The following is a 22,090-nucleotide window of genomic DNA, read 5'->3' on the forward strand; positions in this document are numbered from 1 at the left end:
AGATCATGGCCGGTAGATCGTAAACTATTGTTCACCAAGCTTAGCCAGCGGGCTCACCCGTGGGGTGTGGCCCAACAGGTCTTAGTCGAAGAGTTTGGAGACCGATTCTTCGTTCGCGATGCGTCGAACGGCCTCGCCGATCAGGGCCGCGCAGCTGACATAGCGGATCTTCGGTGTGGAAGCCGCACGCTCTGGCGCACTGATGGAGTCGGTCATCACCAGCTCTTTCAGCACAGAGGCTTCCACCCGCTCGATGGCCGCGCCCGACAGAACGCCATGGGTCACATAGGCCGACACCTCAGAGGCACCACCGTCCACCAGGGCTTGGGCTGCGTTGCAAAGGGTGCCGCCGCCGTCGATGATGTCGTCGAACAGCACACACCGCCGGCCCTCCACATCCCCGATGATGTTGGCGACTTCGCTCTTGCCAGGGCCTGAGCGCCGCTTGTCGACAATCGCCAGTTCGGCGTTCAGGCGGCTGGCCACTGAAAGGGCGCGGACCACGCCGCCCACATCGGGGGAGACGATCATGAGTTCGTCGGGCTTGGGATAATGAGCCTTGATGTCATTGGCCAACAGGGGCGCTGACAACAGGTTGTCGGTGGGGATATCGAAGAAGCCCTGAATCTGCCCTGAGTGCAGGTCCATGGTCAGGACCCGGTCGGCACCGGCCCGGGTGATCAGGTTGGATACGAGCTTGGCCGAGATGGGCGTACGGCCGCCGGTCTTCCGATCCTGCCGGGCATAGCCGAAATAGGGCATCACCGCGGTGATCCGACGGGCCGAGGCGCGTTTGAGCGCGTCGATGCAGATCAACAGCTCCATCAGGTTGTCGTTGGTCGGGTAGCTGGTGGACTGGATGACAAACACATCCTCGCCGCGGACGTTCTCGTCGATGGTCACCCAGACCTCGTTGTCGGCGAAGCGCTTGACCTGCGCCCGGGTCAACGGGATGTCGAGATGGTCGGAGACGGCCTGGGCGAGAGCCTGATTAGAATTGCCCGCCAGCAGCTTCATGAGATTCCCCAGGGTCGATCCGCATCCGTCAGCGGGGCTTTAATGCAGGGGGGCGAGTCCGGGCAACCCTCACCTAGAGGACAATGGCCGAGAGCAGCCGCCCATAGTCAGCTTCACCGTGTTGAAACGCCCGGCGGTTGGAGAAAAAGTGCTCGGACTCCGCACAGGTATCCCGACCAACCCACTCCGCATGCTCGACCCCAGCGGCGGCCAGCCTCGCCAGCACGAAGGCTGGAAGGTCGAACTGCCGCTTGTCTGACGCAGCGCCTGGGCTGAAAAACGCCATGCTGGCGCTGTCGGCTGCAATGAACCGTTCCAGGAATTCCAGACCGACCTCATAGGAGGCCTGGCCGATGCACGGCCCCACCGCCGCCAGCAGGCGGTCCCGCCGCGCCCCCAGGCTCACCATCTTGGCCACAGTGTCCTCGACGACCCCGGTGAGCGCGCCCTTCCACCCGGCATGGGCCGCCGCCACCACCCCAGCTTCAGGATCTGCCAGCAGGATCGGCGCGCAATCAGCAGCCAGGGCCCCACAGATCAGGCCAGGGGTGGCGGTCACCACCCCGTCGGCCTCAGGCCGGTCTGGCCCCCAGGGCCGGGTGGCGATTTCGGCCCGAGCGGAGTGAACCTGATGGCAAGTGTTCAGAGCCTCTGCAGACAAGCCAAAATGGGCCGCAGCCCGGCGGCGATTTTCGCGCACATCCTCAGGGGCATCGGCTGACCCCGACCCCACGTTCAGGCTGGCATAGAGCCCGCTGGACACCCCTCCGGCTCGGGTGAAGAAGGCGTGGCGCAAGCCTGCCTTTGAGAGCAGCGGGGATGTGATTACAGGCAGGGCGGCGGCCTTGGTCATGGTCAGTCCGTCTCGAAGGCGGGCGGGGTGAAGCCTGGCCCGTGCAGGGCCAGGACCTTGAACAGAGTTCCCATCTGATCGTGGGCGGTCAGGCGGTCGAACTGCCGCCCGATCTTGTCGGCCAGGTCAGGCCTTGCCTGGGCCAGCCGGGAGGCTCTGGTCTCGATCCCCAGTCGCTGCAGGAACTGGGCCTGGGTCAGAAGCGGCCTTGCCTGCGCGCCTTCTGCCTCAGCGGCCCTGGCAACCGCCTTGAAGTCCGCATGGACGGTCAGGTCGGCTTCACCGGGAAAGGCCAGGGGATCAACCTTTCTGTGGCCCTTCAGCGCCTGGAACGTATCACCGCCTGCGTCATCCTGGGCAGGTCCATAGTCGATCAACAGGGCGGCGCCGCCACAGGTGGCCAGGCGGGCACCGATCTGCGACCCAAGGGCGGCCTGGGCCGGCGAGGTCTCCACGATGGCACCAACAGGTCCAGGCCAAGCCTCAGGGGGCAAGGTCGCCGACAGGCCAAAGGTCAGGTTGCCCTCATCATCCAGGCCAATCATCCGTTCGGCCCAGCCCCTTTCGGTGCGGACGAACTGCTGAGCTGGCAGGCAGTCCAGCAGCTCATTGGCCACCAGGATCAGCGGCACACCGTCAGGGACGGCGTCGAGGGTGTCGGCCCATTGAGGCGTCGCTGAGGCCAGGCGCGCGCCCTGGACGGCCTTCAGAGGCCCCGACACCTCCACCAGCCAGAGATCGGCGGCCTCGATGAACTCGGGCGCAGTCTGGCCAGCCCGGAGCAGGTCGAGCATGAGGGTTCCATCCCCGGGGCCCATCTCCACCAGCCGGAACCTGGAGGGCCTGTCCATGGCCTGCCAGCAGGCCACAGCCCACAGGCCGATGAGCTCGCCGAACATCTGGCTGACCAGCGGGGCGGTGATGAAATCCCCCCGATCCCCAAGGCCTGGGCGCGTGGCGTAATAACCCTCCTGCGGATCATGCAGGCAGATCGTCATGTACTGGGCGAGGCTTAAGGGGCCTGTGGCCGCGATCTGGCCAGCCAGCCGCTCACGCAGGGCCATCGGACCCCGGGGCCGAGCGGATGCGGAAGGGGTCCTCAGCTGTTGCATTGGGCGGGGCTTCGGACGGCGGCGGTGCCGATGCTGCCACTGGGGCCGGAACCGGCTCGCGCAGGCCCCGCCAGATCAGGAAGGCACCCCCGAGCAGCATGGGCAGGCTGAGCATCATCCCCATGGTCAGGCCAAGCGGGAAGTCCGGCAGGTAGGAATCAGGCTCGCGCACCTGCTCCACCAGGGTGCGGAACACCGCATAGCCGACCAGGAACAGCCCGGCCACCACGCCGCGACGTTCCAGCCAGAAGCCCCTGTGGGTGGCGAGGCGCAGGATGATGAACAGCACCAGCCCCTCAAGAATGGCCTCGTAGAGCTGGCTGGGATGGCGGGGATAGGGCCCGGCGCCGGGGAAGATCACCCCCCAGGGCAGTTCGGTGGGGCGACCCCACAGTTCGCCATTGATGAAATTGGCGATCCGCCCAAACAGCAGGCCGATGGGCACACAGGCGGCGACAAGGTCTCCAAGGCGCAGAAGATCGATACCATTGGACCGCGCGAAAGCCGCGACAGCGATGGCGACCCCCAGGGCACCCCCGTGGAAGCTCATGCCGCCCTGCCAGACCTGCAGGATCTCCAGGGGGTTCGTCCAGATGGTTGCCGGGGTATAGAACAGGACGTAACCGAGCCGACCGCCCAGGATGATGCCCAGGGTTACCCAGAGGATCAGGTCATCGATCTGCGCCGGATTGGCTGCCGGGCCCCGCACGGGTGCCAAGCCGGGATTGCGGACCAGGTTCACCACATAGCGCCAGCCGATCAGGATTCCGGCCACATAGGCCAGGGCGTACCAGCGGATAGCAAAGGGCCCGATCTGGATCAGGATCGGTTCGAAATCAGGGAAGGGCACCGGCGCGTTCTCCAGCCTATTCACCCCTGTTTAGCCGACAAGGCCTTCGCATTCATCCCCCGGCGCCCCATATTGATGAAGCGCGGCGCTCGGTTCCGCGCCTCTTGAGCCTCCTATGCAGACCCAGAACCCCTTCCTCGACGAAATCGCCAAGCTGACCACTGCGGCCATGGGTATGGCTCAGGCCGCCAGCGAAGAGGCGAAGTCCGCCTTCCGGGCCCAGGCCGACCGGGCGGCGGCGGAGCTGGACCTCATCCGGCGCGAGGAGTTCGAAGCCCTCAAGGCCGAGGTGGCCGCTCTGAGAGCCGACATTCAGGCCCTCCGAGATCAACCCTCCAGCGACTGACCCCCGCGTTCACGAATACGCGAAGGGGGCTCGCTCTCCGGAAGAAGCCGGTGACAGGTCCCCTGCGAAGCAGATTAGTTTCACGACTGCCGGTGAGTCGTTCGGGCCTTGCGCCTGATCCACCGCAGCGAAAGGACCGTGGGTTCCATGGATATGCCCCAGCCTGACGAAGACGTCGTCCTCGGCCTTGATCCCCTGGACGTCGTCGAACACGTGCTCACGGCCGAGAACCTCGAGTTTGACCGTACTGAAGACGGCGACCTGGCTTTCACCCTGGCCGGGGAGTGGAAGGACTATGAGCTCTGGTTTGCCTGGCGACCTGAGGCCGATTGCCTGCAGCTTTGCCTGGCGCTTGGCCACACCGTCGCGCCTGAGGCCCGGATCCCGGCTCATGAGCTTGTGGGCCTCGTCAACCAACGCCTGTGGCTGGGCCACTTTGAGCTTTGGGATGACGGGGAAATCGTCTTCCGCCACGCCATGGCCCTGACCAGCGCGGAGCGACCGAGCCTCTCCCAGGCGGCCGCCATGATCGACATTGCGGTGGAAGGGGCAGACCGCTTCTTCCCGGCCTTTGATTTCATGGTCCGCGGTGCCAAGACGCCGGCTGAGGCCATGGCCGCCTGCATGTTCGAGACGGTCGGCGAGGCCTGAAGGTCTCGCCCCAGGCCCCGAGCTTGATTAGAACCTGCGGGTCATGACAGGCGGGGAGACACCTATGGGGCCATTGCTGATGCTGGGTGCCGGTCGCATGGGCGGGGCCCTGATTTCCGGATGGCGCAGGGCAGGGCTGTTGGCGCCCAGCGACCTCATGATCACCGATCCCCATCCCGGCGAGGAGGCCCTGGCGGCGATCAGCGAAGGGGCCCGTCATGATCCGGACGCGGCCGGCATGGGGAAGGCCGCCTGTGTTCTCCTGGCGGTGAAGCCCCAACTCTGGCGCGAGGCCGCTGCGGCGGTGTCTGGCTGCTTGGCACCTGAGGCGGTCATTGTCTCGGTTGCTGCCGGGGTCCGCGCCGCCGACATCTCCGAGGCCTTTGGCGGGCGGCCCGTAGCCAGGGTCATGCCTACCACGGCTGCAGCCATCGGCCAGGGTACGGCCAGCCTGTTTGCCCCCGATCCAAGAGCATCTGAGATCGCCCGGACCCTCTTCACCGCCGTAGGCACGGTAGTCGACCTGGAGGATGAGACCCTGATGCATGCGGCCACGGCGGTCTCAGGATCAGCACCGGCCTATCTCTACGCCTTTGTGGAAGCCCTGGAGACCGCCGGGGTCACGGCGGGACTGACCCCCGAGGCCGCCCAGACCCTGGCCCGAGCGACCATTTCAGGTGCCGCAGCACTTATGGCGCAAAGCGGCGTCGACCCCGCTGCGCTGCGCCAGCAGGTGACCTCGCCGGGGGGGACGACCCAGGCGGCGCTGGAGGTGTTGATGGGCCCAGGGGGATTTGAGCCTCTGCTGAAAGACGCTGTGGCTGCAGCGGCCGCTAGGTCCAGGGCGCTGGCGCTCTGACTCTGCCTGTTGGTCCCGAACCCAAGGCCGCTCGAATTTAGAACAGCCGGATCACGCTATCGAAGGAGTCGCCCAGGGCGTTCACGAAGGTGATCGCCGCCAAGATCAGGGCGTTCCAGATCAGGGCGAGAATGATCACGCTGAGAGCGGCCGCCACGGCGCCCACCAGACCCGCCACACCATCGCGCTCCAGAAGCCCGAACCCGAAGGCTGCGATGGCGAAGGAGGGCAGCATGTTCCCAAAGGGAATGGGCAGAAAGACGATCACCGCCAGAAGTACGCAGACCGCCCCAATGAAACGATCTGCTACCCGTCCATAGAGAAAGCGCCAGCGGGGCCGCAAATGGCGTTCCAGTCGTTGCAGATGGGGTGCCAGGCGAACGGCCATGGTCTGGAACTCCGCCCTTTGCATGGAGCGGCTCATCAACGCCTTGGGCAGCCAGAGGGTCGGGCGACCAATCATCAGCTGAAAGGCGATGAAGATCAGGGGCGCACCGAGAATCGCCGAGACCCCCGGCGGCATAGGCAGGGCCAGGGGGGCTGCAAATACCGCCAAGACGGCACCAAAGGCCCGGTCTCCGAACGCCTCAAGCACGTCGGCCACCGTCACCTTCGGGTTCGGGCGATCGGCGAGACCGGCGAGAATATCGGAGAAACGGTGGACGTCGTCGACCACGGTCGGACCTGCGGGCTTGGGGTTTCGGCTGTGGCGTTCACATGGACGCGCCGGGGAAAAATTGCACCCCCTCAAACACATCTTATGGTCGAAAGGGGCGCTCTTGTGGCTTGGCGTCCACGACGGTAGGCCCTACCCAAAATTTGGATGGCCTCAGGCGGCGGCCTGTTGTCCGAAAACGACGCCAACCAAAACGGCTGCATAGTGGACGCCGGCCCCGCCCAACACGTGGCCATGCCAGATGGCGCGGCGGAAGGGCAGGCGGCGCATCATGTAAAAGATCACCCCGATGCTGTAGACCGCCCCACCAATGGCCAATAGCAGCATGGCTGTTCCCGGCAGTGCGGCCATGAGGGGCCGTAGCGCCACAACCACCGCCCAGCCCAGCGCCAGGTAGATCACCACCCACACCTTGCGATCGAGACCGCTGAGAAACAGCTTTCCGGCCACACCTAACGCCGCCACGCCCCAGATCGCCGCCGTCATGGCGATGGCCCACACGCCGCTCAGCCCGGCCACCGTGAAGGGGGTGTAGGAGCCGGCGATCATGATGAAGATCCCCGCATGATCGAGACGCCGCAGCAGGGGGCGGTGACGGGCCGGGGCGAAATTGTAGGCGGTGGAACAGCCGAGCATCAGCAGCAGGCCGGCGGAATAGATCACCACCGCCGTGGTCAGCACAGGTGAACCCCGCCAGATTGACAGGCCGATCAGCACGCCGCCGCCGATCAAGGCCGCTGTCAGGCCGATGACATGAACGCAGAGGTCCGCGCACTTGGCCGACGGAGTCGGATAGTGGCGGGGAGGCTTCAGGGTCTGGACTGCAGGAATGCTCATATTTGTGACCGCCTTGTACGCTCCGCCAGTGGCGGGCGCCTAGGCCAGGGGGGCCGCGCGCCGTCAGGAATGCTGCGACTGCGGCCCCGGCGCCTCACTCGACGCCAGCCACTGACAGGATGGCGAGCAGGCCGACGGCCATGCCGCGCACATTCTCAACCGGCTCCACGTCAATCCACTCATCAAGGGCATGGGCACGGCCCCCGGTTCCGCCCGAGCCCATGGTGACCGCTGGGATGCCCAGGCTCATGGGGATGTTGGAGTCGGTGGATGAGGCTGAAAGGCTGGCGCTGTAGCCGGCGTGGGTGATGGCCGCCACCACGCTGCGCACCAGGTCCGAATTGGGGTCCGTGGCCCCAGCCGGGCGATCGCCGATCACCAGGGGCTCCACCGTGATCGGGCCCTGAACGGTAGAGCGGGCGGCGTTTTCCGCCTGAGCGGCCTCCTGGAAGATGGCCAGCAGTTGGGCTTCGAGCTGGGCCAGGGCCTCGGGGCTCTCCGAGCGCATGTCGTATTCGGTGTAGACCTCGGCCGGGATGGAGTTGACCGAGACCCCACCGCCGGTGACGCTGGCAGAATAGGTGGTGCGCGGCGACAGGGGCGGCTCGATCTCATAGAGTTTGGCCGTTGCCCGGGCCATGGCCGCCATGGGGTTGACCAAACCAAAGGCCCCATAGGAGTGCCCGCCTGGGCCCCGGAAGAAGGTGCGGTAGCGTTTGGAGCCCACGGCCCCGGTGACGACCCGGGTGGGATCAGACCCATCGAAGGAGAAAAAGGCGCTGACCCTGTCGCGGTAGGCCCCTCGGGTGAAGAAGTAGCGCACTCCGCGCAGATCTCCCTGGCCCTCTTCCCCAACCGTACCGAGGAACAGGATATCCTTCTCGGTGACTACGCCTGCGGCGTCCATGGCCCGGATGAAGGCCAGGATGGCTGCCAGGGAGCGGGTGTCGTCGCCGACGCCCGGTGCCATCAGCCTCGTGCCCTCCCGCCGCACAGTCACGTCGGTTCCGGCGGGAAACACTGTATCCAGATGGGCAGACACCACCACCAGGGGCCCGCCCGCCGGGCCAGATCCGCGACGCAGCCCCATGACATTGCCCTCGGCGTCCATGGCGGTCTCGGTCAGACCGTGGGCCTCGAGCATGGTGAGGTAGGCCTTGGCCCGTTCGGCCTCCTGGAATGGCGGCGCGGGGATTTCCGTGAGGGTGATGATCTCGCCGACGGTCCGCTCGAAGTCCTTGGCCAGGTGTGCCTTTGCCTTGGCGAAAACCGGACTGTCTGCGATCGCCGTCGTTCGCGTCTCGGCGGCCAAGGCGGGGCCGCCAAAAACCAAGGTCGCGGCCAGGGTCACGGCGGCTGACAGGCGGGCCAGGGGGGCAGGGCGGGGGCGAATCGTCATTCATAAAGTCCTTGTTCGGCAACCATGTCTGCTGGGCAGGCACCATGATGCGCATATCGCTCTGACAGCGCACATACCTTTCGTCACAGGCGAGTGGTCTGCGCCGTTGATGCGACGGCGCTGGTCAAATCCGCGCTGGGGGAGCTAGGTTCGGCCCTTCGCGCGTCGGGCGCGGGTGAGGGGGACCTTCATGTCGGAAGACAACAGCGCCGTTCAGGCCTTCTACGACCAGGTGATAAATGTCAGCGACTTCATCTGGGTGGGCACTTGGAATGGGGTGTCGGTCCTACCTTTCCCGCCCATGGTCATTGCCCTTTTAGGGGTTGGCCTATGGATGATGTTCGGCCTTCGGTTCTATCCCATCACCCACCTGGGCAAGGCCTTTGCAGGCCTGTTCAAAAGTGAAAAGGACGCTGACGCCGAAGGGGATGGCAAAAAGGGAGAGATCTCACCCTTTGCAGCCCTCTCGACAGCGCTGTCGGGCCAGGTTGGCACCGGCAACCTGGCCGGGGTGGCTACCGCCATCACGTTGGGGGGACCTGGGGCGCTCTTCTGGATGTGGATCACCGCGCTGATCGGCATGGCCCTGGCCTTCGCCGAGGGCTCGCTGGCCATTCGTTATCGGGAACAAAGCGCAGACGGTACCTATCGTGGCGGCCCCATGACCTATATCCGCCGCGGCCTTGGCAAGAAGTGGGGCTGGCTGGCCGTCCTGTTCTGCATCGGCACCCTGTTCTCGTCGGTGACCACCGGCAACATGATCCAGGCCAATTCCGTGGCCGACTCGATCCATGGCCTGACGGGGGCCCCGGAATGGGTGGCCGGTCTGATCGTCGCTGCCGCCGTGTTCGCGGTGATCATCGGCGGTATCAAATCGATCGGCTCCATCGCCGAGAAGGTCGTGCCCACCATGGCCCTGGCCTATTTCACCATGGCGATCATCGCCGTGGCTCTGAACATCGAGGCGCTGCCTGGTGCCTTCGCCACCATTTTTGAAAGTGCGTTCACCGGACACGCCGCCACCGGTGGGTTTCTCGGTGCAGGTATGATCATGGCCATCCGGTTCGGCGTCGCCCGGGGTCTGTTCTCCAATGAGGCCGGCCAGGGTTCGACCCCCATTGCCCACGCGGTCGCCCAAACCAACGATCCGGCCCGTCAGGGTCGCTTCGCCATGATGGGCACCTTCATCGACACCTTGGTGATTTGCACCGCCACCGGTCTTGTGTTGCTCACCGTCCAGGGGGCCTTCCCGGCCACGGGTGCCGATGGCGTCACAGTGATGCAATCTGCGGTCTGGAGTTCTGACCTCAATGGCTTCGCCATGACCGAGGCGGCCTTTGCCACGGCCTTCCCCCTGGAGGTGTTCGGCTTCTCCATCGGGGCCCTGGTGGCGTCGGTGGCCCTGATCCTGTTCGTGTTCACCACCTTGCTGACCTGGAGCTATTACGGGGAGCGGGCAGTCACCCATCTGTTTGGGGACAAGATGGCCATCCCGTTCCGCCTGCTTTGGGTCGTGATGATTTTCGTCGGTTCGTTTCAGGAAATCACCTTCGTCTGGCGTCTGGGAGACATCGCCAACGCCAGCATGGCCTTGCCCAATCTCCTGGCCTTGGCCTTGCTCTCGGGGGTGGTCTTCAAGCTGGCCAAGGGGGATCGGAAGGCTGGTCCCGACCACGACTAGGGCTGCGTAGGCAGGATCGGTGCTGGAATTCCGGCGCCGATCCCGCCTTTCGGGTTTTCCTCTCAGGCTGCGGCGCTTAGCGTGGCCCGTAACAGACGTAACAGTACCCCGAGAGGAGTCCCGACTTGCAGACCCGTCGTCAGATGCTCTTTGGCGCCGCCGGCGCTGTGGCCTTGGCCGGGACCATGGTCCCCAATACCCGCGCCTGGGCGCAGGGCGCTTCGTCCGCCAGCGACCAACTCGACACCGTTCTGGAGGCCTTCTACCAGGAGGCCCTGGACGATGTTCCCGAACTGGTCACCCGGCTGGGCCTGGATTCAGGGGCGAGGGCCGGCGCCAAGCGTCAGTTGAGCTCTGCCTCCATTGCCGCCCTGGACGCCGACCGGGCCAAGACCACGAGCCAGCTAGCCCGGCTGATGGTCCTGCCCCGGGCTGAGCTCTCGGGCATGGACGCGATCAATTACGACGCCATGAAGTTCTCCCTGGAGACCAACCACGCGGCCAACCGCCGGTTTGTCTATGGGTCGGAGGGCGCTGGCCAGCCCTATGTGATCTCCCAGCTCTCGGGTGCCTACCGCTACGTGCCGGACTTCCTGGGGTCTCAGCATGTCATCGAGACCCAGGGTGATGCGGACGCCTATCTTGCCCGACTGGAAGCCTTCGCCACGGTGATGGATGAGGAAGTCCTGCGGATGCGTCGGGACGTGGGCCTGGGTTGTACGCCGCCAGACTTTGTCATCGAGCGCACCTTGACCCAGATGCGCGGCCTGCTGACCGACCCTGCGTCATCGCCCCTGGTCACCTCGGTGGCCGACCGTGCCGCCGCCCGGGGAATCGCTGGGGATTATGCCGGCCAGGCGACAGCTATCTATGTCGATAAGGTGGCACCGGCCCTGCAGCGTCAGATCGATCTGATGAGCGAACTGGCACCGCAGGCGGTCCATGACGCCGGCGTCTGGCGTCTCCCCGACGGGGAAGCCTATTACGAACATGCCCTGCGCGCATCGACCACCACGACCCTGAGCGCTGATGAAGTCCACCAGATGGGCCTGGAGCAGGCCCGGGAGCTGTCGGCCCGGGCCGATGTGATCCTCAAGGCCGAGGGTTATACCCAAGGGACGGTGGGGGAGCGGATCGCAGCCCTGTTCAAGGAGCCGAAGTACCACTTCCCCAACACCGACGCCGGTAAGGAGGAACTGATCGAGTCGCTCAATGTCATGACCGAGGCCATGTACAAGCGACTCCCCGAATACTTCGGGACCCTGCCCAAGGCACCTGTGGAAGTCCGGCGGGTGCCCAAGTTCATCGAGGCCGGGGCGCCCGGGGGCTATTACAACCAACCGACCCTGGATGGCTCTCGGCCGGGCATCTTCTGGATCAATCTCCGGGATACGGCGGAAAACCCTACCTGGACCTTGCCGACCCTGACCTATCACGAGGCCGCCCCGGGCCATCACATGCAGCTGGCCCTGCAGCAGGAGGCTGACCTGCCCATGATCCGCCGGGCCACCTTCCTGTCGGCCTACGGGGAGGGCTGGGCGCTCTATGCCGAGGAACTGGCCAAGGAGATGGGGGTCTATGAGGATAACCCCCTGGCCGAGGTCGGCTACCTGCAGGCCGCCCTGTTCCGCGCCGCCCGCCTGGTGGTCGATACGGGCATCCACGCCAAGCGCTGGAGCCGGGAACAGGCCATCGAGACCATGTCCTCCATCGATGGCTCGCCGACCTCCTCCTCGTCCACTGAGATTGAACGTTATGCCGTCTGGCCAGCCCAGGCCTGCAGCTACATGGTTGGCAAACTGGTCTGGCTGCGACTGCGGGAAAAGGCGCGTATGGCCCTGGGGGACCGGTTCGACCTACGGGCCTTCCACGATGCGGGGCTTTTGTCGGGCGCGGTGCCCCTGACCGTGCTGGAAGCCGTGATCGACAATCACATTGCCGCCCGCCGAGCGGCCTGATTCGACAGGCCAGGACCCCCGGAGCGAGCGCTCCGGTGGGTCAGGCTGGCAGGCGGATCACCGCACGCAGACCGCCCAGGGGCGATCGGTCCAGGAGCACCTCGCCCCCATGGCCGCGGGCCACGTCCCGGGCGATGGCCAGCCCAAGCCCGACCCCCTTGATGTTCTGATTGCGGGCTTCGTCGAGGCGGTTGAACGCCTTGAAGGCATCTTCATATTGGGCGGCAGGGATGCCCGGTCCATCGTCGTCGACGGCGATTTCCACCCCCCCGGAGGGGAGGCGTCTGGCCACCACCTCGATGGTCTCCCCATGGACGGCGGCGTTCATCACCAGGTTCGATACCGCCCGGCGCAGGGCGTTGGGGCGCACCCGGACGGCCAGACCGTCTGGGGCCTCAACCCGCACCTTGGCACCAGCCCGGGCCGCGCCCTCACCCACCTCGTCCAGCAGGGGCCGCAAGGGCGTGTCTTCGACGCTTTCGCCGCCCTCGCCCCGGGCGAAGGCCAGATATTCGTCGATCATGTGCTCCATCTCGGCCAGATCGCGCTTCATGTCGGCGGTGCGCGATGACGGCGGGGCGAGCGCGAGCTCGAGCTTCAGCCGGGTCAGGGGCGTGCGCAGATCATGACTCACCGAGGCCAACAGCGCCGTGCGCTGTTCGATGTGGCGCTGGATTCGGGACTTCATGGCCAGGAAGGCGTGGGCGGCCTGCCGTACTTCGCGGGCGCCATGGGGCTTGAAGCCCTGATCGTCCTCTCCCCGGCCAAAGGCGTCGGCGGCGGCGGCCAGACGTTCAATGGCGCGGGTCTGATTGCGGATGAACAGGATGGCAACAGCGGTCAGCAGCAGGGTCGCCACCGTCAGCCAGAGAATGAAGATGTGCCCTTGGGTGGCGAAGGCCCGGTCCCGGGGGGCGAGGATCCGCAGAACGCCCTCATCCACCTGAACGCGGATGTCTACATAGGCGGGGTAGCGGGTGGTGTCGAACCAGAAGGGGGCGTCCAGGCGCTCTGAAAGCGCCCGCTGGAGAGAGCGGTCCACCGGGGCGAAGAAGGAGTAGCGGCGGTTCTGCGGCAGGGGGCGTCCGTCCTGCAGGGCGATGGACAGGCTGAGCGATTCTTCGGCCCGGGCGGCCAGGATGGCGAAGGCCTCCGGGCTCTTGTCGTCTTCGTATCCAGCCACGGCCCAGGCCACCTCGCCGGCGAGACCATCGGAGAGCCGGCTGGTGACCGTCTCCCAGTGGGCGTCGAAGAAGATCCAGGTCACGGCCACCTGCATCAGGGCCACCGGTAGGACGATGATCAGCAGGGATCGGCCAAACAGGCTGGTGGGCAGCCGGCGCTTGATCATCCGGCCTAGATAGCGAGGCGGCAATCGCAGGCGCATCAGTCGGGTGCCAGCATATAGCCGACCCCGCGGACGGTCTGGAGATAGCGCGGCATCTTTGGGTCTGTCTCGATCTTGCGGCGCAGGCGGGTGACCTGAACGTCCACGGCCCGGCCAGAGGGATCGACCGTGTCGCGGGCCAGCTCCAGCCGGTCTACCGGCTCATGCGGCGACTGGGCGAGCCGGCGCAGCAACACCGCTTCCCCTTCGGTCAGCCGAACCGGGGCACCTTCCCGCGACAGTTCGCCCCGGGCGAGATCGAACGTGCAGTGACCGAGGGAGAATCGTCCCGCAGCCGGGGCCCTTTGGGTGGTGCGGCGCAGAATGGCTTCGATACGCAGCAAGAGTTCCTGGGGCTCAAAGGGCTTGCCGAGGTAGTCATCGGCCCCGACCTGCAAGCCCTCGATCCTGTGGTCGGGCTCGCTCCGGGCAGTCAACATCAGCACGGGTGTGCGACCAGCTGCGCCGCTGCGCGCCCTCAGCCAGCGGGTCAGGGAAACACCATCCTCGCCGGGCATCATCACATCGAACACCGCCAGGTCGAAATCCAGGCTTTCCAGCAGCCGCCGAGCGGTTGCTCCGCCGGGGGCGGTCGTGACGCGAAAGCCTTCCCGGCTGAGAAAAGCCTTCAGCAGTTCACGGATGCGATCATCGTCGTCCACCACCAGGAGATGACGGGCAAGCGGTCCTGTAACTTCACCGAGGCTCATGCGTCTGGCGGCTCCCCTTGGCGCAGGACGACAGGATAGGCCGCTCTTGAGCCTTCGGCCATGCATTGGCTTGGCCATTTCGTTTGACGCGCGCTTCGCGGAGCGTTGTAAGGGGAGCGCATTGAAAGGAGGCTCTACGCCGATGGCTCTCGTTCCCTTTGACGATCGCGATGGATGGATCTGGCTGGATGGCCAGTTCGTGGCCTGGCGCGAGGCGAAGGTGCACGTATTGACGCACGGCCTCCATTACGCCTCGGCGGTGTTTGAGGGCGAGCGGATGTATGGCGGTGAGATCTACAAGCTCACCGAACATACCGAGCGCCTGTTCAAATCGGCGGAGATCCTCGACTTCGAGATCCCCTTCACGGTGGCCGAGATCGATCAGGCCTGCAAGGAGACCTGCGCGCGCAACGGCCTGACCGACGCCTATGTGCGTCCCATCGCCTGGCGCGGCTCAGAGATGATCGGGGTTTCGGCCCAGGACACCAAGATCCACGTCGCCATCGCGGTGTGGGAATGGCCGAGCTACTTCTCGCCGGAGGAGCGGGCTAAGGGCATCCGCATGTGCTGGGCCAAGTACAAGCGCCCCTCCCCAGAGACCGAGCCGGTCCACGCCAAGGCGACCGGCCTCTACATGATCTGCACCATCTCCAAGCATGCGGCGGAGAAGGCCGGCTACACAGACGCCATGATGCTCGACTACCGGGGGTATGTGGCTGAAAGCACCGGCTCCAACGTGTTCTTCGTCAAGGACGGGGCGCTGCACACCCCCACCCCCGATTGCTTCTTGAACGGCATCACCCGTCAGTCTGTGATCGCCCTGGCCCAGGCCAAGGGTTTCGAGGTGATCGAGCGCCACATCAAGCCTGAGGAACTGGCGGATTTCACCGAGTGCTTTGTGGTTGGCACGGCTGCTGAAGTGACGCCGGTCTCGCAGATCGGGGAGTACACGTTCACACCTGGCAATATCTCGCTGAGCCTGATGGACGACTACGCCAAGATGGTCCGCCGTCAGCTGCAGCCAGCCTGACCACAGACCTGGAAGGTCTTCGGTTCAGGATTGAAAGTCTCACCCCCTCCGCCCCCGGCGGAGGGGGTTTTCATTCAAGCCAGGACCCGGGCCTCAAGCTCTTGCAGACGCTCCCGGGTGGTGGCGAGGTCGGGGCCATACTTGGCCTCATCGGAGGCGGCGAGATCGGCGGTGATCGCCTCGCTTTCTCGATAGAGATCCAGCGCGCGGGTGCGATGACCCCTATCTTCCCGTGCATCAGCGAGGCGCTCCAGGGCGATGGACAGGGCACGCCGGGCACTGGGCGTATGATCTGTTCCGGCGATCTTCCGACGCAGGTCGAGGGCGGACTCGTAGGACTCCACAGCGGAGTCCAGCCGGTGCTCTTCATAGGCCATGTCGCCCACATTCAAGAGGGCGTCGGCCATGAGGTCGGGTTCCCCGGCCTGCCGGGCATAGGCCAGGGCCAGGTCATAGGCCTCGATGGCGTCATCGGACCGGCCCTGGGCGCGAGCGAAGTCCCCGGCGTCCTGAGCCGCCAGCATCTGCTGACGATCGGAACTGGCCAAGGCCTTGACGCGCTGCAGCGCCAGGGCCGCCGGCCCCCAGGCCTCGGCCCGGGCATGGGTGCGCAATTCGGTACGCGCGGCGTCGAAGTCATCGGCCACCACCGACGGTTCGACTGGAGCAGCGGCGACAGGGGCAGGCTCTAGCGGGTGCGGCTCAGGCTGAGCCATCTCCGGTGGCGCGTTCTCGGGGGCGGTGTCGCCCAGCGCCTCCAGCGGTGTTGCCGCCGTGATGGCGGCCAGGGGTGCTGCCAGTTGGGTCTCGGTCTGGGCGTGCGTCACGTCTGCCGGGAATGGTGCGGGTTCAGGGAACGGCGCAGCCTCCAGGGCCTGGAGAGGAGTTAGCTCTGGAAAGGGACGGGGCTCTTCCGGGAGCGCCGCCTCCTTTGCGTCCACAGGATCGTCAGCAAATTTGAACCCCGCAAGGGGTTGGCTGCGCGCGGCTTTCCGACGCGTCGGCGCGCGCACCAGGGCGGCAATCACCAGAGCCGCGCCCATGATGCCCGAAGCCATGGCGACGCCAAGGCGAACGCCCTCGAAAGCCCCGAGGTTGAGGGTGGGAATCTGTCCCTGCAGCCCGCCGGGATACAGGATGACATAGGCGAGGCCGCCCAGTCCTACCCCCAGAAGCAGTCCGATAATCCGCCCCAGCATGCCAAAGTCCCCCTTGTCCGCCTTGTATACAAAGCTAGGTGAGCTACGGCGCGCGGCCTCAAGGGGATGCAACCCCCAGGGGACGGAGCGGCCTTCTCACCGCCCCGCAATTGAGCAAACTGCCTCTAAATCAGCCAGTTCAAAGGCCGGGGATAGGCTTCTCCTCGGGCCAGGTAAATCACGCCCACCACGCAGCGGACGGCGAACCAGATCCAGATCACCCCCATGATGAAGACGCCGAGGATCACGGCGGGGATCCCGATCAGAACAAAGGACAGCGGGATACCGAACACCAAGAGCAGCGAGCCAATCAGAAACCAGCCAATGGACAGCCAGAAGGTGCGGATCTGAAAGGTGTAGTGGCTGGCCAAAATAGGCCCGGCACCGCTGCGGTTGGCATAGGCGATGATCAGACCAATGAACACGGTCACCAGACTGACTAGGGCCAGCAAGTAGAGCCCATAAACCACCGCCGGCATGGTGCGGTCTTCGTCTGGTGTCGCGGGGGTAAGGGTGTCGGTCATGGACATGTTCCTCAAGGGATCTGAGCCGATATTGCCGCGCTCCGAGCTTCCCGGCACCTTAATTCGCTGTTAGCCGGCCTCGCCCGATCCACGGCAGGGCCGCTAGGGCCAGAATCAGTACGAAAACCAGCCGGGCGGCCAGGGCCAGTCCCAGCGACCAGGCCCCGATCATCGCCGCCGCCGCCATCACCGCCACAGCCCCAGCCCCGCACAGGGCGATGGTCCAGATGACCATCTCGGCCCCTTGGGGTGATGCCTGACCCAGGCTCAGCTGGGGCGCGTGGACAGCACCCTCGGCGGCCAGGGCCTCAGCCAGGGGAGAGAAACTCTCTCGACGGTCTTCGAGACGGCCGGTGGCGCTGAAGCTGCGGGCAGGAATGCGCACCCGACCTTTGGCGAAATCGGCGCGGATCAGCCCCTCGGTCAAGGACAGTCGACGCAGCTCGGCCAGGGGGAACCGGCGAACCTTGCCCCCGCGCTGTTCCACCAGGGTTCCGTGCTCCAGGGTCCACGATGTGGTCGGCAGAAGGGGCGAGATGCGCGCCTGATGCACCGTGGCCATGGGGTCAGGTCCGGACGAGGATCACCTCGACCCCGGCGCTCGCAGCGTGGGGGGCCAGCGCCTGGGGCTTGTCGACCCGCACACGGGCGCGGCTCACACGGGGATCGGCGAGACAGGCGCGGGCCAGCATCTCGGCGAAGGTCTCGACCAGGCCGATGTGGCCTGAAGTCGCCAAGGACCGGGCGGCCTCAGCGACCAGCTCGTAATTGACCGTTTCGGAAAGCTGCTCTGCACCTGCCACGGCGGCGTCCAGCTCTACGTCGATCACCAGAGGCTGGCTGCGCCCCCGCTCATGGGCATAGATGCCCACATGGGCGTCCACCCGCAGGGCTGAGACAAAAATCTTGCTGGCCACCACGCGGCAGCCGGGGGCTTCCGGGGATTGCGCCTCTTCGGCGACGGGGGACAGGGCCAAGGTCGCGCCCTCCAGGCTCGCGGAGATCAGGCCAGATGCTGACCAGAATCGATGGCGATCATCTGGCCCGTCACCGACGGAGCGTCAATGAGGTAGCGAAGGGCCTGGGCGATCTCCCGGGGGTCAACGGCCCGTGCCAGGGGGGTGCTGGCGGCTTCCTGTGCGAAATCAGCGGCAGTCTGGTGGATCGAGGGCAGAACCGGCCCCGGTCCTATCCCGTTCACCCGAACCCGTGGCGCCAGATCCAGGGCCATCATCCGGGTCGCCTCCCAGAGGGCGGCCTTGCTCAGGGAATAGGAGAAAAACGCCGGCTGGGTGCGCAGGACCCGCTGGTCAAGAATGTTGACGATCAGGCCCCGCTGCTCACCGGTGATCCGCCGCGCGAAGGCCTGGGCCAGGACCAGGGGACCGCGGAGATTGGTCTCCATATGCAGGTCCCACGACTGGCGGTTCATGGAAGCAAAGGCGTCGTCTTCGAACACCGAGGCGCTGTTGACCAGCAAGGTCACAGGGCCCAGTTCGGCCTCAGCCTCACCCACCAGGGGGGCCGTTTCGGATTCCTTGCGCAGGTCCCGGGTGAACAGGGCCGCGCGTCGGCCCATGGCACGAATTTCCGCCGCGACTGACTCCGCGTCGTTGTCCACCGCGCGACAATGCAGGGCCACATCAAAGCCGGCTTCCGCGCAGCTGAGCGCCAGCACCCGGCCGATACGCCGCGCGGCTCCGGTGACCAAGGCTGTCCCACGTGAAAGCTCACTCACGGGCACAGGCCTCGTTTCAGTCCGGCCGCCCGAACTCGTAGATGTTGATGGCGAAGATCACGACGATGAACACCAGGACGGTATAGACGGCGGTCATTGGGCTCTCCAGAAACACAGGTCTCATGGCTTTAGCGAGCCACGGGCTGGGCTGCAAGGCGAGCCAGAGTTCGGCGGTCTGCGCAAATCCGCACGGCACCGGTTGCGGGGCGGGCCTGGGCGGGTCACCTTGCGACGGGAAATGGCGCGGCCCCCGTGCCGACCGGATTGATGTTCCCTTGGTGAACGTCGATAACTAAAATGCCTGTTTGAAACTGCGCGGGCCGTGGAGCCGGCGCCAAGAAATCTAGGGTCCAGGAGGACGGCATGCGCGAATATCTGAAGTTCTATATCGACGGTCAGTGGGTGGAGCCGGTGGCCCTCAAGACCCTCGACGTGATCAATCCCGCCACCGAGGCGGTGGTCGGCAAGATCGCCCTCGGCGGTGAAGCTGATGTGGACAAAGCCGTGAAGGCCGCCCGCAAGGCCTTCGCCACCTGGTCGCAGACCAGCCGCGAAGAGCGCCTGGATGTCATGCAGCGGGTGCTGGCGGAATATCAGAAGCGCTTCGGCGACCTGGCTACGGCCGTTACCGAGGAAATGGGGGCCCCGGCCTCCTTGGCCCAGCGGGCGCAGGTTCCGTCGGGCATGGGCCACATGGCCACGGCCATTGGCATCCTCAAGGACTTCAAGTTCGAGGAAGACCGCGGTTCGACGATGATCGTCAAAGAGCCGATCGGTGTGTGCAGCTTCATCACCCCCTGGAACTGGCCGCTCAACCAGATCATGTGCAAGGTCGCCCCGGCCCTGGCGACGGGCTGCACCATGGTGCTGAAGCCCTCCGAGGTCGCGCCCTTCACCGGCCAGATCTTCGCCGAAATCATGCATGAGGCCGGCGTCCCGGCTGGCGTGTTCAACCTGGTTCATGGCGATGGCCTGGGCGTCGGCGTACCGCTTTCGACCCATCCGGAAGTGGACATGGTCTCCTTCACCGGCTCCACCCGGGCCGGCATCGAGGTCGCCAAGAACGCTGCCCCGACGGTCAAGCGCGTGCACCAGGAACTGGGCGGTAAGAGCCCGAACATCGTCCTCGACGACGAGGTCTTCGCCAAGAGCGTGGCCGGTGGCGTGCGTCAGGTGATGACCAATTCCGGCCAGTCCTGTAACGCGCCGACCCGGATGCTGGTCCCGGCCAAGCGGATGGGCGAGGCGATCGCTGCGGCCAAGGAAGCCGCCGCCCAGGTGACGGTGGGTGATCCCACCGGCAACGCCATGCTGGGCCCGGTGGTCTCCAAGACCCAGTGGGACAAGATCCAGGGCCTGATTCAGAAGGGCATCGACGAGGGCGCCACCCTGGTGGCCGGCGGTCCGGGCCGTCCGGAAGGCCTGGACAAGGGCTACTACGTCCAGCCCACCGTCTTCGCCAATGTGACCCCGGACATGACCATCTCCCGTGAGGAGATCTTTGGTCCGGTCCTGTCGATCCTGGGCTATGAGGACGTCGATCAGGCCATCGCCATCGGCAATGACACCGAGTACGGCCTGGCCGCCTATGTGAACGGCGCTGATCTGGCCAAGGCTCGGGAAGTGGCCTCCAAGCTCCGCGCCGGTCAGGTGTCGATCAACGGGGCCTCGGACATGACGGCGCCCTTCGGCGGCTTCAAGATGAGCGGCAATGGGCGCGAGTGGGGCGATTTCGCCTTCCACGAGTTCCTCGAGGTCAAGGCGGTCATGGGTTACGCGCCCAAGGCCGCGGCCGAGTAAGGCTATCGGCTGAACCATCTGCGGCCCCCGGCGATCCGTCGGGGGCCGTTTTCATGATTGCGCCGGCAAGAGCGCGACCCTGCACACGAGGAAGACGCCGATGATGGACCCGCACTTTCAGGCCATGCTGGCCGCCCAGGCCAAGGCCGCCGAGGGCCAGACCCCGCCGCCCCTGGACGCCTTGCCGCCGGAGATGGTCCGCATGGGCTACCGCATGCAGCGTCAGGCGGCGGACCAGAACGCGCCGAAGTCCGTGGCGGCCCGCGACCTGAAGGTGGCCGGTGGAGCTGGCGAGATTCCAGCAAGGCTCTATACCCCTTCCGGCGCTGCGGCGGTCACCGGCGGGCTGGTCTATTTTCACGGCGGCGGCTTCGTGATCGGCGACCTCGAAAGCCACGATGGCCACTGCCGCAGGTTGGCGGACCTGGCAGGGGTTCGGGTCCTCTCGGTGGACTACCGTCTGGCCCCGGAAAACCCCTTTCCCGCAGGCCATGACGATGCCCTGGCGGCGACCCGTTGGGCCTTCGACCATGCCGCTGAGATCGGCGTTGATCCGGCTCGCATCGCCGTCGGCGGCGACTCCGCCGGGGGCAATCTCGCTGCCTCGGTGGCCGCCGACCTCAAGTCAGATCCCAAGCGCCAGATCGCTTTCCAGCTGCTGCTCTATCCCGGCATCTGGCCCGAACAGGAAACTGAATCCCGCAAGGCTCTGGACGGGCCGCTGCTGACCAAGCAGGCCATCGCCTGGTTCGACAAATCCCTCGGTGCCATGGGCCATCCCCAGGCTCACCGGGCCATGCTGGGCAAGGTGGAGTGTGCGGGGCTGCCCCCGGCTTTGGTGGTCACGGCAGGCTTTGATCCGCTGAAGGACGAAGGCCGTGATCATGCTCTGCGCCTAAGGGCGGCCGGTGTGGTGGCGGAGCATGTGGAATATCCGACCCTGATCCACGACTTCTACATCATGGCCGATGTTTCGCCGGTCGTGGGCGAGGCGGTCGCGGCCACCGCGGCGTCCCTGAAGGCCGCCCTGGCCTGAGACCTTACGTTCAGATCGTCCGGGCTGGCACCTGGACGATCTGTTCGATCTGACCGGTGAGATCCTCCCAGGCGGCCTGCATGGCCGGGGTCCAGGCATCGCCGGCGATCTCCGCAAAGGCCTCGGCCATGGCGTGGTAGAAGCGCGGGAAGATCTCGCCGGGCACGCCAATGTCATCGTGATTGCGCAGCTCAGCCCGCAGGAAGTTGGCCGCGTAGATGTTTGGACCCAGATAGTCCATCAGGGTCTCCACCGCTTGGCGCAGCATCTGGCCCCGGGCGGCCCCGCGGGTGTCGCCGATGAACAGGGCCTCGGTCTCGGGATAGCGGGCAAACAGGCGCTCATAGACCTGCGGCGCCGGGTCGTCGCTGCGCTCGGCGACCTCTTCAAGGCTGTCGATGATGGCTTGGGCGTCCATGTCCTGGAG

22 protein-coding genes and 1 pseudogene are annotated in these 22,090 nt (G+C 65.8%); 8 read left to right on the forward strand and 15 right to left on the reverse strand.

The window, feature by feature from the left end:
• Positions 1 to 81 precede the first annotated feature (81 nt).
• From MH112_RS13075 to lgt, 4 genes and pseudogenes are all read right to left on the reverse strand, one after another.
• Positions 82 to 1,017 carry a ribose-phosphate pyrophosphokinase gene (locus MH112_RS13075; protein ID WP_296568464.1) on the reverse strand — a complete coding sequence of 312 codons (936 nt, stop codon included), beginning with the start codon at positions 1,015 to 1,017 and terminating at the stop codon, positions 82 to 84.
• Between the two features lie 73 nt (positions 1,018 to 1,090).
• Positions 1,091 to 1,870, reverse strand: a complete 780-nt coding sequence (gene pgeF, locus MH112_RS13080; protein ID WP_296568465.1) for a peptidoglycan editing factor PgeF — start codon at positions 1,868 to 1,870, stop codon at positions 1,091 to 1,093.
• A 2-nt stretch (positions 1,871 to 1,872) separates the two neighbouring features.
• Positions 1,873 to 2,934, reverse strand: a complete 1,062-nt coding sequence (locus tag MH112_RS13085) for an SAM-dependent methyltransferase (protein ID WP_296568468.1) — start codon at positions 2,932 to 2,934, stop codon at positions 1,873 to 1,875.
• Positions 2,935 to 3,031: 97 nt separating this feature from the next.
• Positions 3,032 to 3,832, reverse strand: a pseudogene (gene lgt / locus MH112_RS13090) (prolipoprotein diacylglyceryl transferase); the annotation flags it as partial.
• A 115-nt stretch (positions 3,833 to 3,947) separates the two neighbouring features.
• On the opposite strand from lgt, the gene MH112_RS13095 reads away from it, so the two are divergent.
• From MH112_RS13095 to proC, 3 genes are all read left to right on the forward strand, one after another.
• Positions 3,948 to 4,178 carry an accessory factor UbiK family protein gene (locus MH112_RS13095; protein ID WP_296568470.1) on the forward strand — a complete coding sequence of 77 codons (231 nt, stop codon included), beginning with the start codon at positions 3,948 to 3,950 and terminating at the stop codon, positions 4,176 to 4,178.
• Positions 4,179 to 4,325: 147 nt separating this feature from the next.
• On the forward strand, positions 4,326 to 4,829 hold the full coding sequence (locus MH112_RS13100; protein ID WP_296568471.1) for a YbjN domain-containing protein: 504 nt from the start codon (positions 4,326 to 4,328) through the stop codon (positions 4,827 to 4,829).
• Between the two features lie 64 nt (positions 4,830 to 4,893).
• Complete coding sequence (proC, locus tag MH112_RS13105) at positions 4,894 to 5,688, forward strand: pyrroline-5-carboxylate reductase (RefSeq protein ID WP_296568473.1); 795 nt, start codon at positions 4,894 to 4,896, stop codon at positions 5,686 to 5,688.
• Between the two features lie 37 nt (positions 5,689 to 5,725).
• Here the strand turns inward: proC and MH112_RS13110 are convergent, their stop codons facing one another.
• From MH112_RS13110 to MH112_RS13120, 3 genes are all read right to left on the reverse strand, one after another.
• A complete protein-coding gene (locus MH112_RS13110) occupies positions 5,726 to 6,364 on the reverse strand; it encodes an exopolysaccharide biosynthesis protein (RefSeq protein WP_296568475.1) in 639 nt (212 codons plus the stop codon).
• Between the two features lie 153 nt (positions 6,365 to 6,517).
• A complete protein-coding gene (locus tag MH112_RS13115) occupies positions 6,518 to 7,201 on the reverse strand; it encodes a hemolysin III family protein (protein ID WP_296568477.1) in 684 nt (227 codons plus the stop codon).
• A gap of 94 nt (positions 7,202 to 7,295) precedes the next feature.
• Positions 7,296 to 8,600, reverse strand: a complete 1,305-nt coding sequence (locus tag MH112_RS13120; protein ID WP_296568479.1) for a M20/M25/M40 family metallo-hydrolase — start codon at positions 8,598 to 8,600, stop codon at positions 7,296 to 7,298.
• A gap of 190 nt (positions 8,601 to 8,790) precedes the next feature.
• On the opposite strand from MH112_RS13120, the gene MH112_RS13125 reads away from it, so the two are divergent.
• A complete protein-coding gene (locus MH112_RS13125) occupies positions 8,791 to 10,281 on the forward strand; it encodes a sodium:alanine symporter family protein (RefSeq protein ID WP_296568481.1) in 1,491 nt (496 codons plus the stop codon).
• A 125-nt stretch (positions 10,282 to 10,406) separates the two neighbouring features.
• Positions 10,407 to 12,239 (forward strand): DUF885 family protein, encoded by a 1,833-nt coding sequence (locus tag MH112_RS13130; protein ID WP_296568483.1) that lies wholly within the window; start codon positions 10,407 to 10,409, stop codon positions 12,237 to 12,239.
• A 40-nt stretch (positions 12,240 to 12,279) separates the two neighbouring features.
• Here the strand turns inward: MH112_RS13130 and MH112_RS13135 are convergent, their stop codons facing one another.
• The gene (locus tag MH112_RS13135) at positions 12,280 to 13,626 is read right to left on the reverse strand and encodes an ATP-binding protein (protein ID WP_296568485.1); all 1,347 of its coding nucleotides are present in this window, start codon (positions 13,624 to 13,626) and stop codon (positions 12,280 to 12,282) included.
• Positions 13,626 to 14,336 (reverse strand): response regulator, encoded by a 711-nt coding sequence (locus tag MH112_RS13140; RefSeq protein ID WP_296568487.1) that lies wholly within the window; start codon positions 14,334 to 14,336, stop codon positions 13,626 to 13,628. Before MH112_RS13140 ends, MH112_RS13135 begins: the two co-directional genes overlap by 1 nt.
• Before the next feature lie 142 nt (positions 14,337 to 14,478).
• On the opposite strand from MH112_RS13140, the gene MH112_RS13145 reads away from it, so the two are divergent.
• Positions 14,479 to 15,366 (forward strand): branched-chain amino acid aminotransferase, encoded by an 888-nt coding sequence (locus tag MH112_RS13145; RefSeq protein WP_296568489.1) that lies wholly within the window; start codon positions 14,479 to 14,481, stop codon positions 15,364 to 15,366.
• Between the two features lie 74 nt (positions 15,367 to 15,440).
• On the opposite strand, the gene MH112_RS13150 is transcribed toward MH112_RS13145, so the two are convergent.
• From MH112_RS13150 to MH112_RS13170, 5 genes are all read right to left on the reverse strand, one after another.
• Positions 15,441 to 16,565, reverse strand: coding sequence for a tetratricopeptide repeat protein (locus MH112_RS13150; protein WP_296568491.1), 1,125 nt, complete (start codon positions 16,563 to 16,565; stop codon positions 15,441 to 15,443).
• A 125-nt stretch (positions 16,566 to 16,690) separates the two neighbouring features.
• Positions 16,691 to 17,089: a hypothetical protein gene (locus MH112_RS13155; protein ID WP_296568493.1), complete on the reverse strand. Its 399-nt coding sequence runs from the start codon at positions 17,087 to 17,089 to the stop codon at positions 16,691 to 16,693.
• A gap of 58 nt (positions 17,090 to 17,147) precedes the next feature.
• Positions 17,148 to 17,651, reverse strand: coding sequence for a hypothetical protein (locus MH112_RS13160; protein WP_296568495.1), 504 nt, complete (start codon positions 17,649 to 17,651; stop codon positions 17,148 to 17,150).
• Between the two features lie 4 nt (positions 17,652 to 17,655).
• Positions 17,656 to 18,066, reverse strand: a complete 411-nt coding sequence (gene folB / locus MH112_RS13165) for a dihydroneopterin aldolase (RefSeq protein ID WP_296568497.1) — start codon at positions 18,064 to 18,066, stop codon at positions 17,656 to 17,658.
• A 26-nt stretch (positions 18,067 to 18,092) separates the two neighbouring features.
• A complete protein-coding gene (locus MH112_RS13170; protein ID WP_296568499.1) occupies positions 18,093 to 18,827 on the reverse strand; it encodes an SDR family oxidoreductase in 735 nt (244 codons plus the stop codon).
• Positions 18,828 to 19,190: 363 nt separating this feature from the next.
• On the opposite strand from MH112_RS13170, the gene MH112_RS13175 reads away from it, so the two are divergent.
• Both MH112_RS13175 and MH112_RS13180 read left to right on the forward strand, forming a co-directional pair.
• On the forward strand, positions 19,191 to 20,627 hold the full coding sequence (locus MH112_RS13175; protein ID WP_296568501.1) for an aldehyde dehydrogenase family protein: 1,437 nt from the start codon (positions 19,191 to 19,193) through the stop codon (positions 20,625 to 20,627).
• Positions 20,628 to 20,727: 100 nt separating this feature from the next.
• A complete protein-coding gene (locus MH112_RS13180; protein WP_296568502.1) occupies positions 20,728 to 21,663 on the forward strand; it encodes an alpha/beta hydrolase in 936 nt (311 codons plus the stop codon).
• A gap of 10 nt (positions 21,664 to 21,673) precedes the next feature.
• Here MH112_RS13180 and MH112_RS13185 read toward each other — a convergent pair whose 3' ends face one another.
• Positions 21,674 to 22,081 carry a globin gene (locus tag MH112_RS13185; RefSeq protein WP_296568504.1) on the reverse strand — a complete coding sequence of 136 codons (408 nt, stop codon included), beginning with the start codon at positions 22,079 to 22,081 and terminating at the stop codon, positions 21,674 to 21,676.
• Positions 22,082 to 22,090: the final 9 nt, after the last annotated feature.

Origin of the sequence: Phenylobacterium sp. (assembly GCF_022402485.1) — a bacterium.
Lineage (GTDB): Bacteria > Pseudomonadota > Alphaproteobacteria > Caulobacterales > Caulobacteraceae > Phenylobacterium.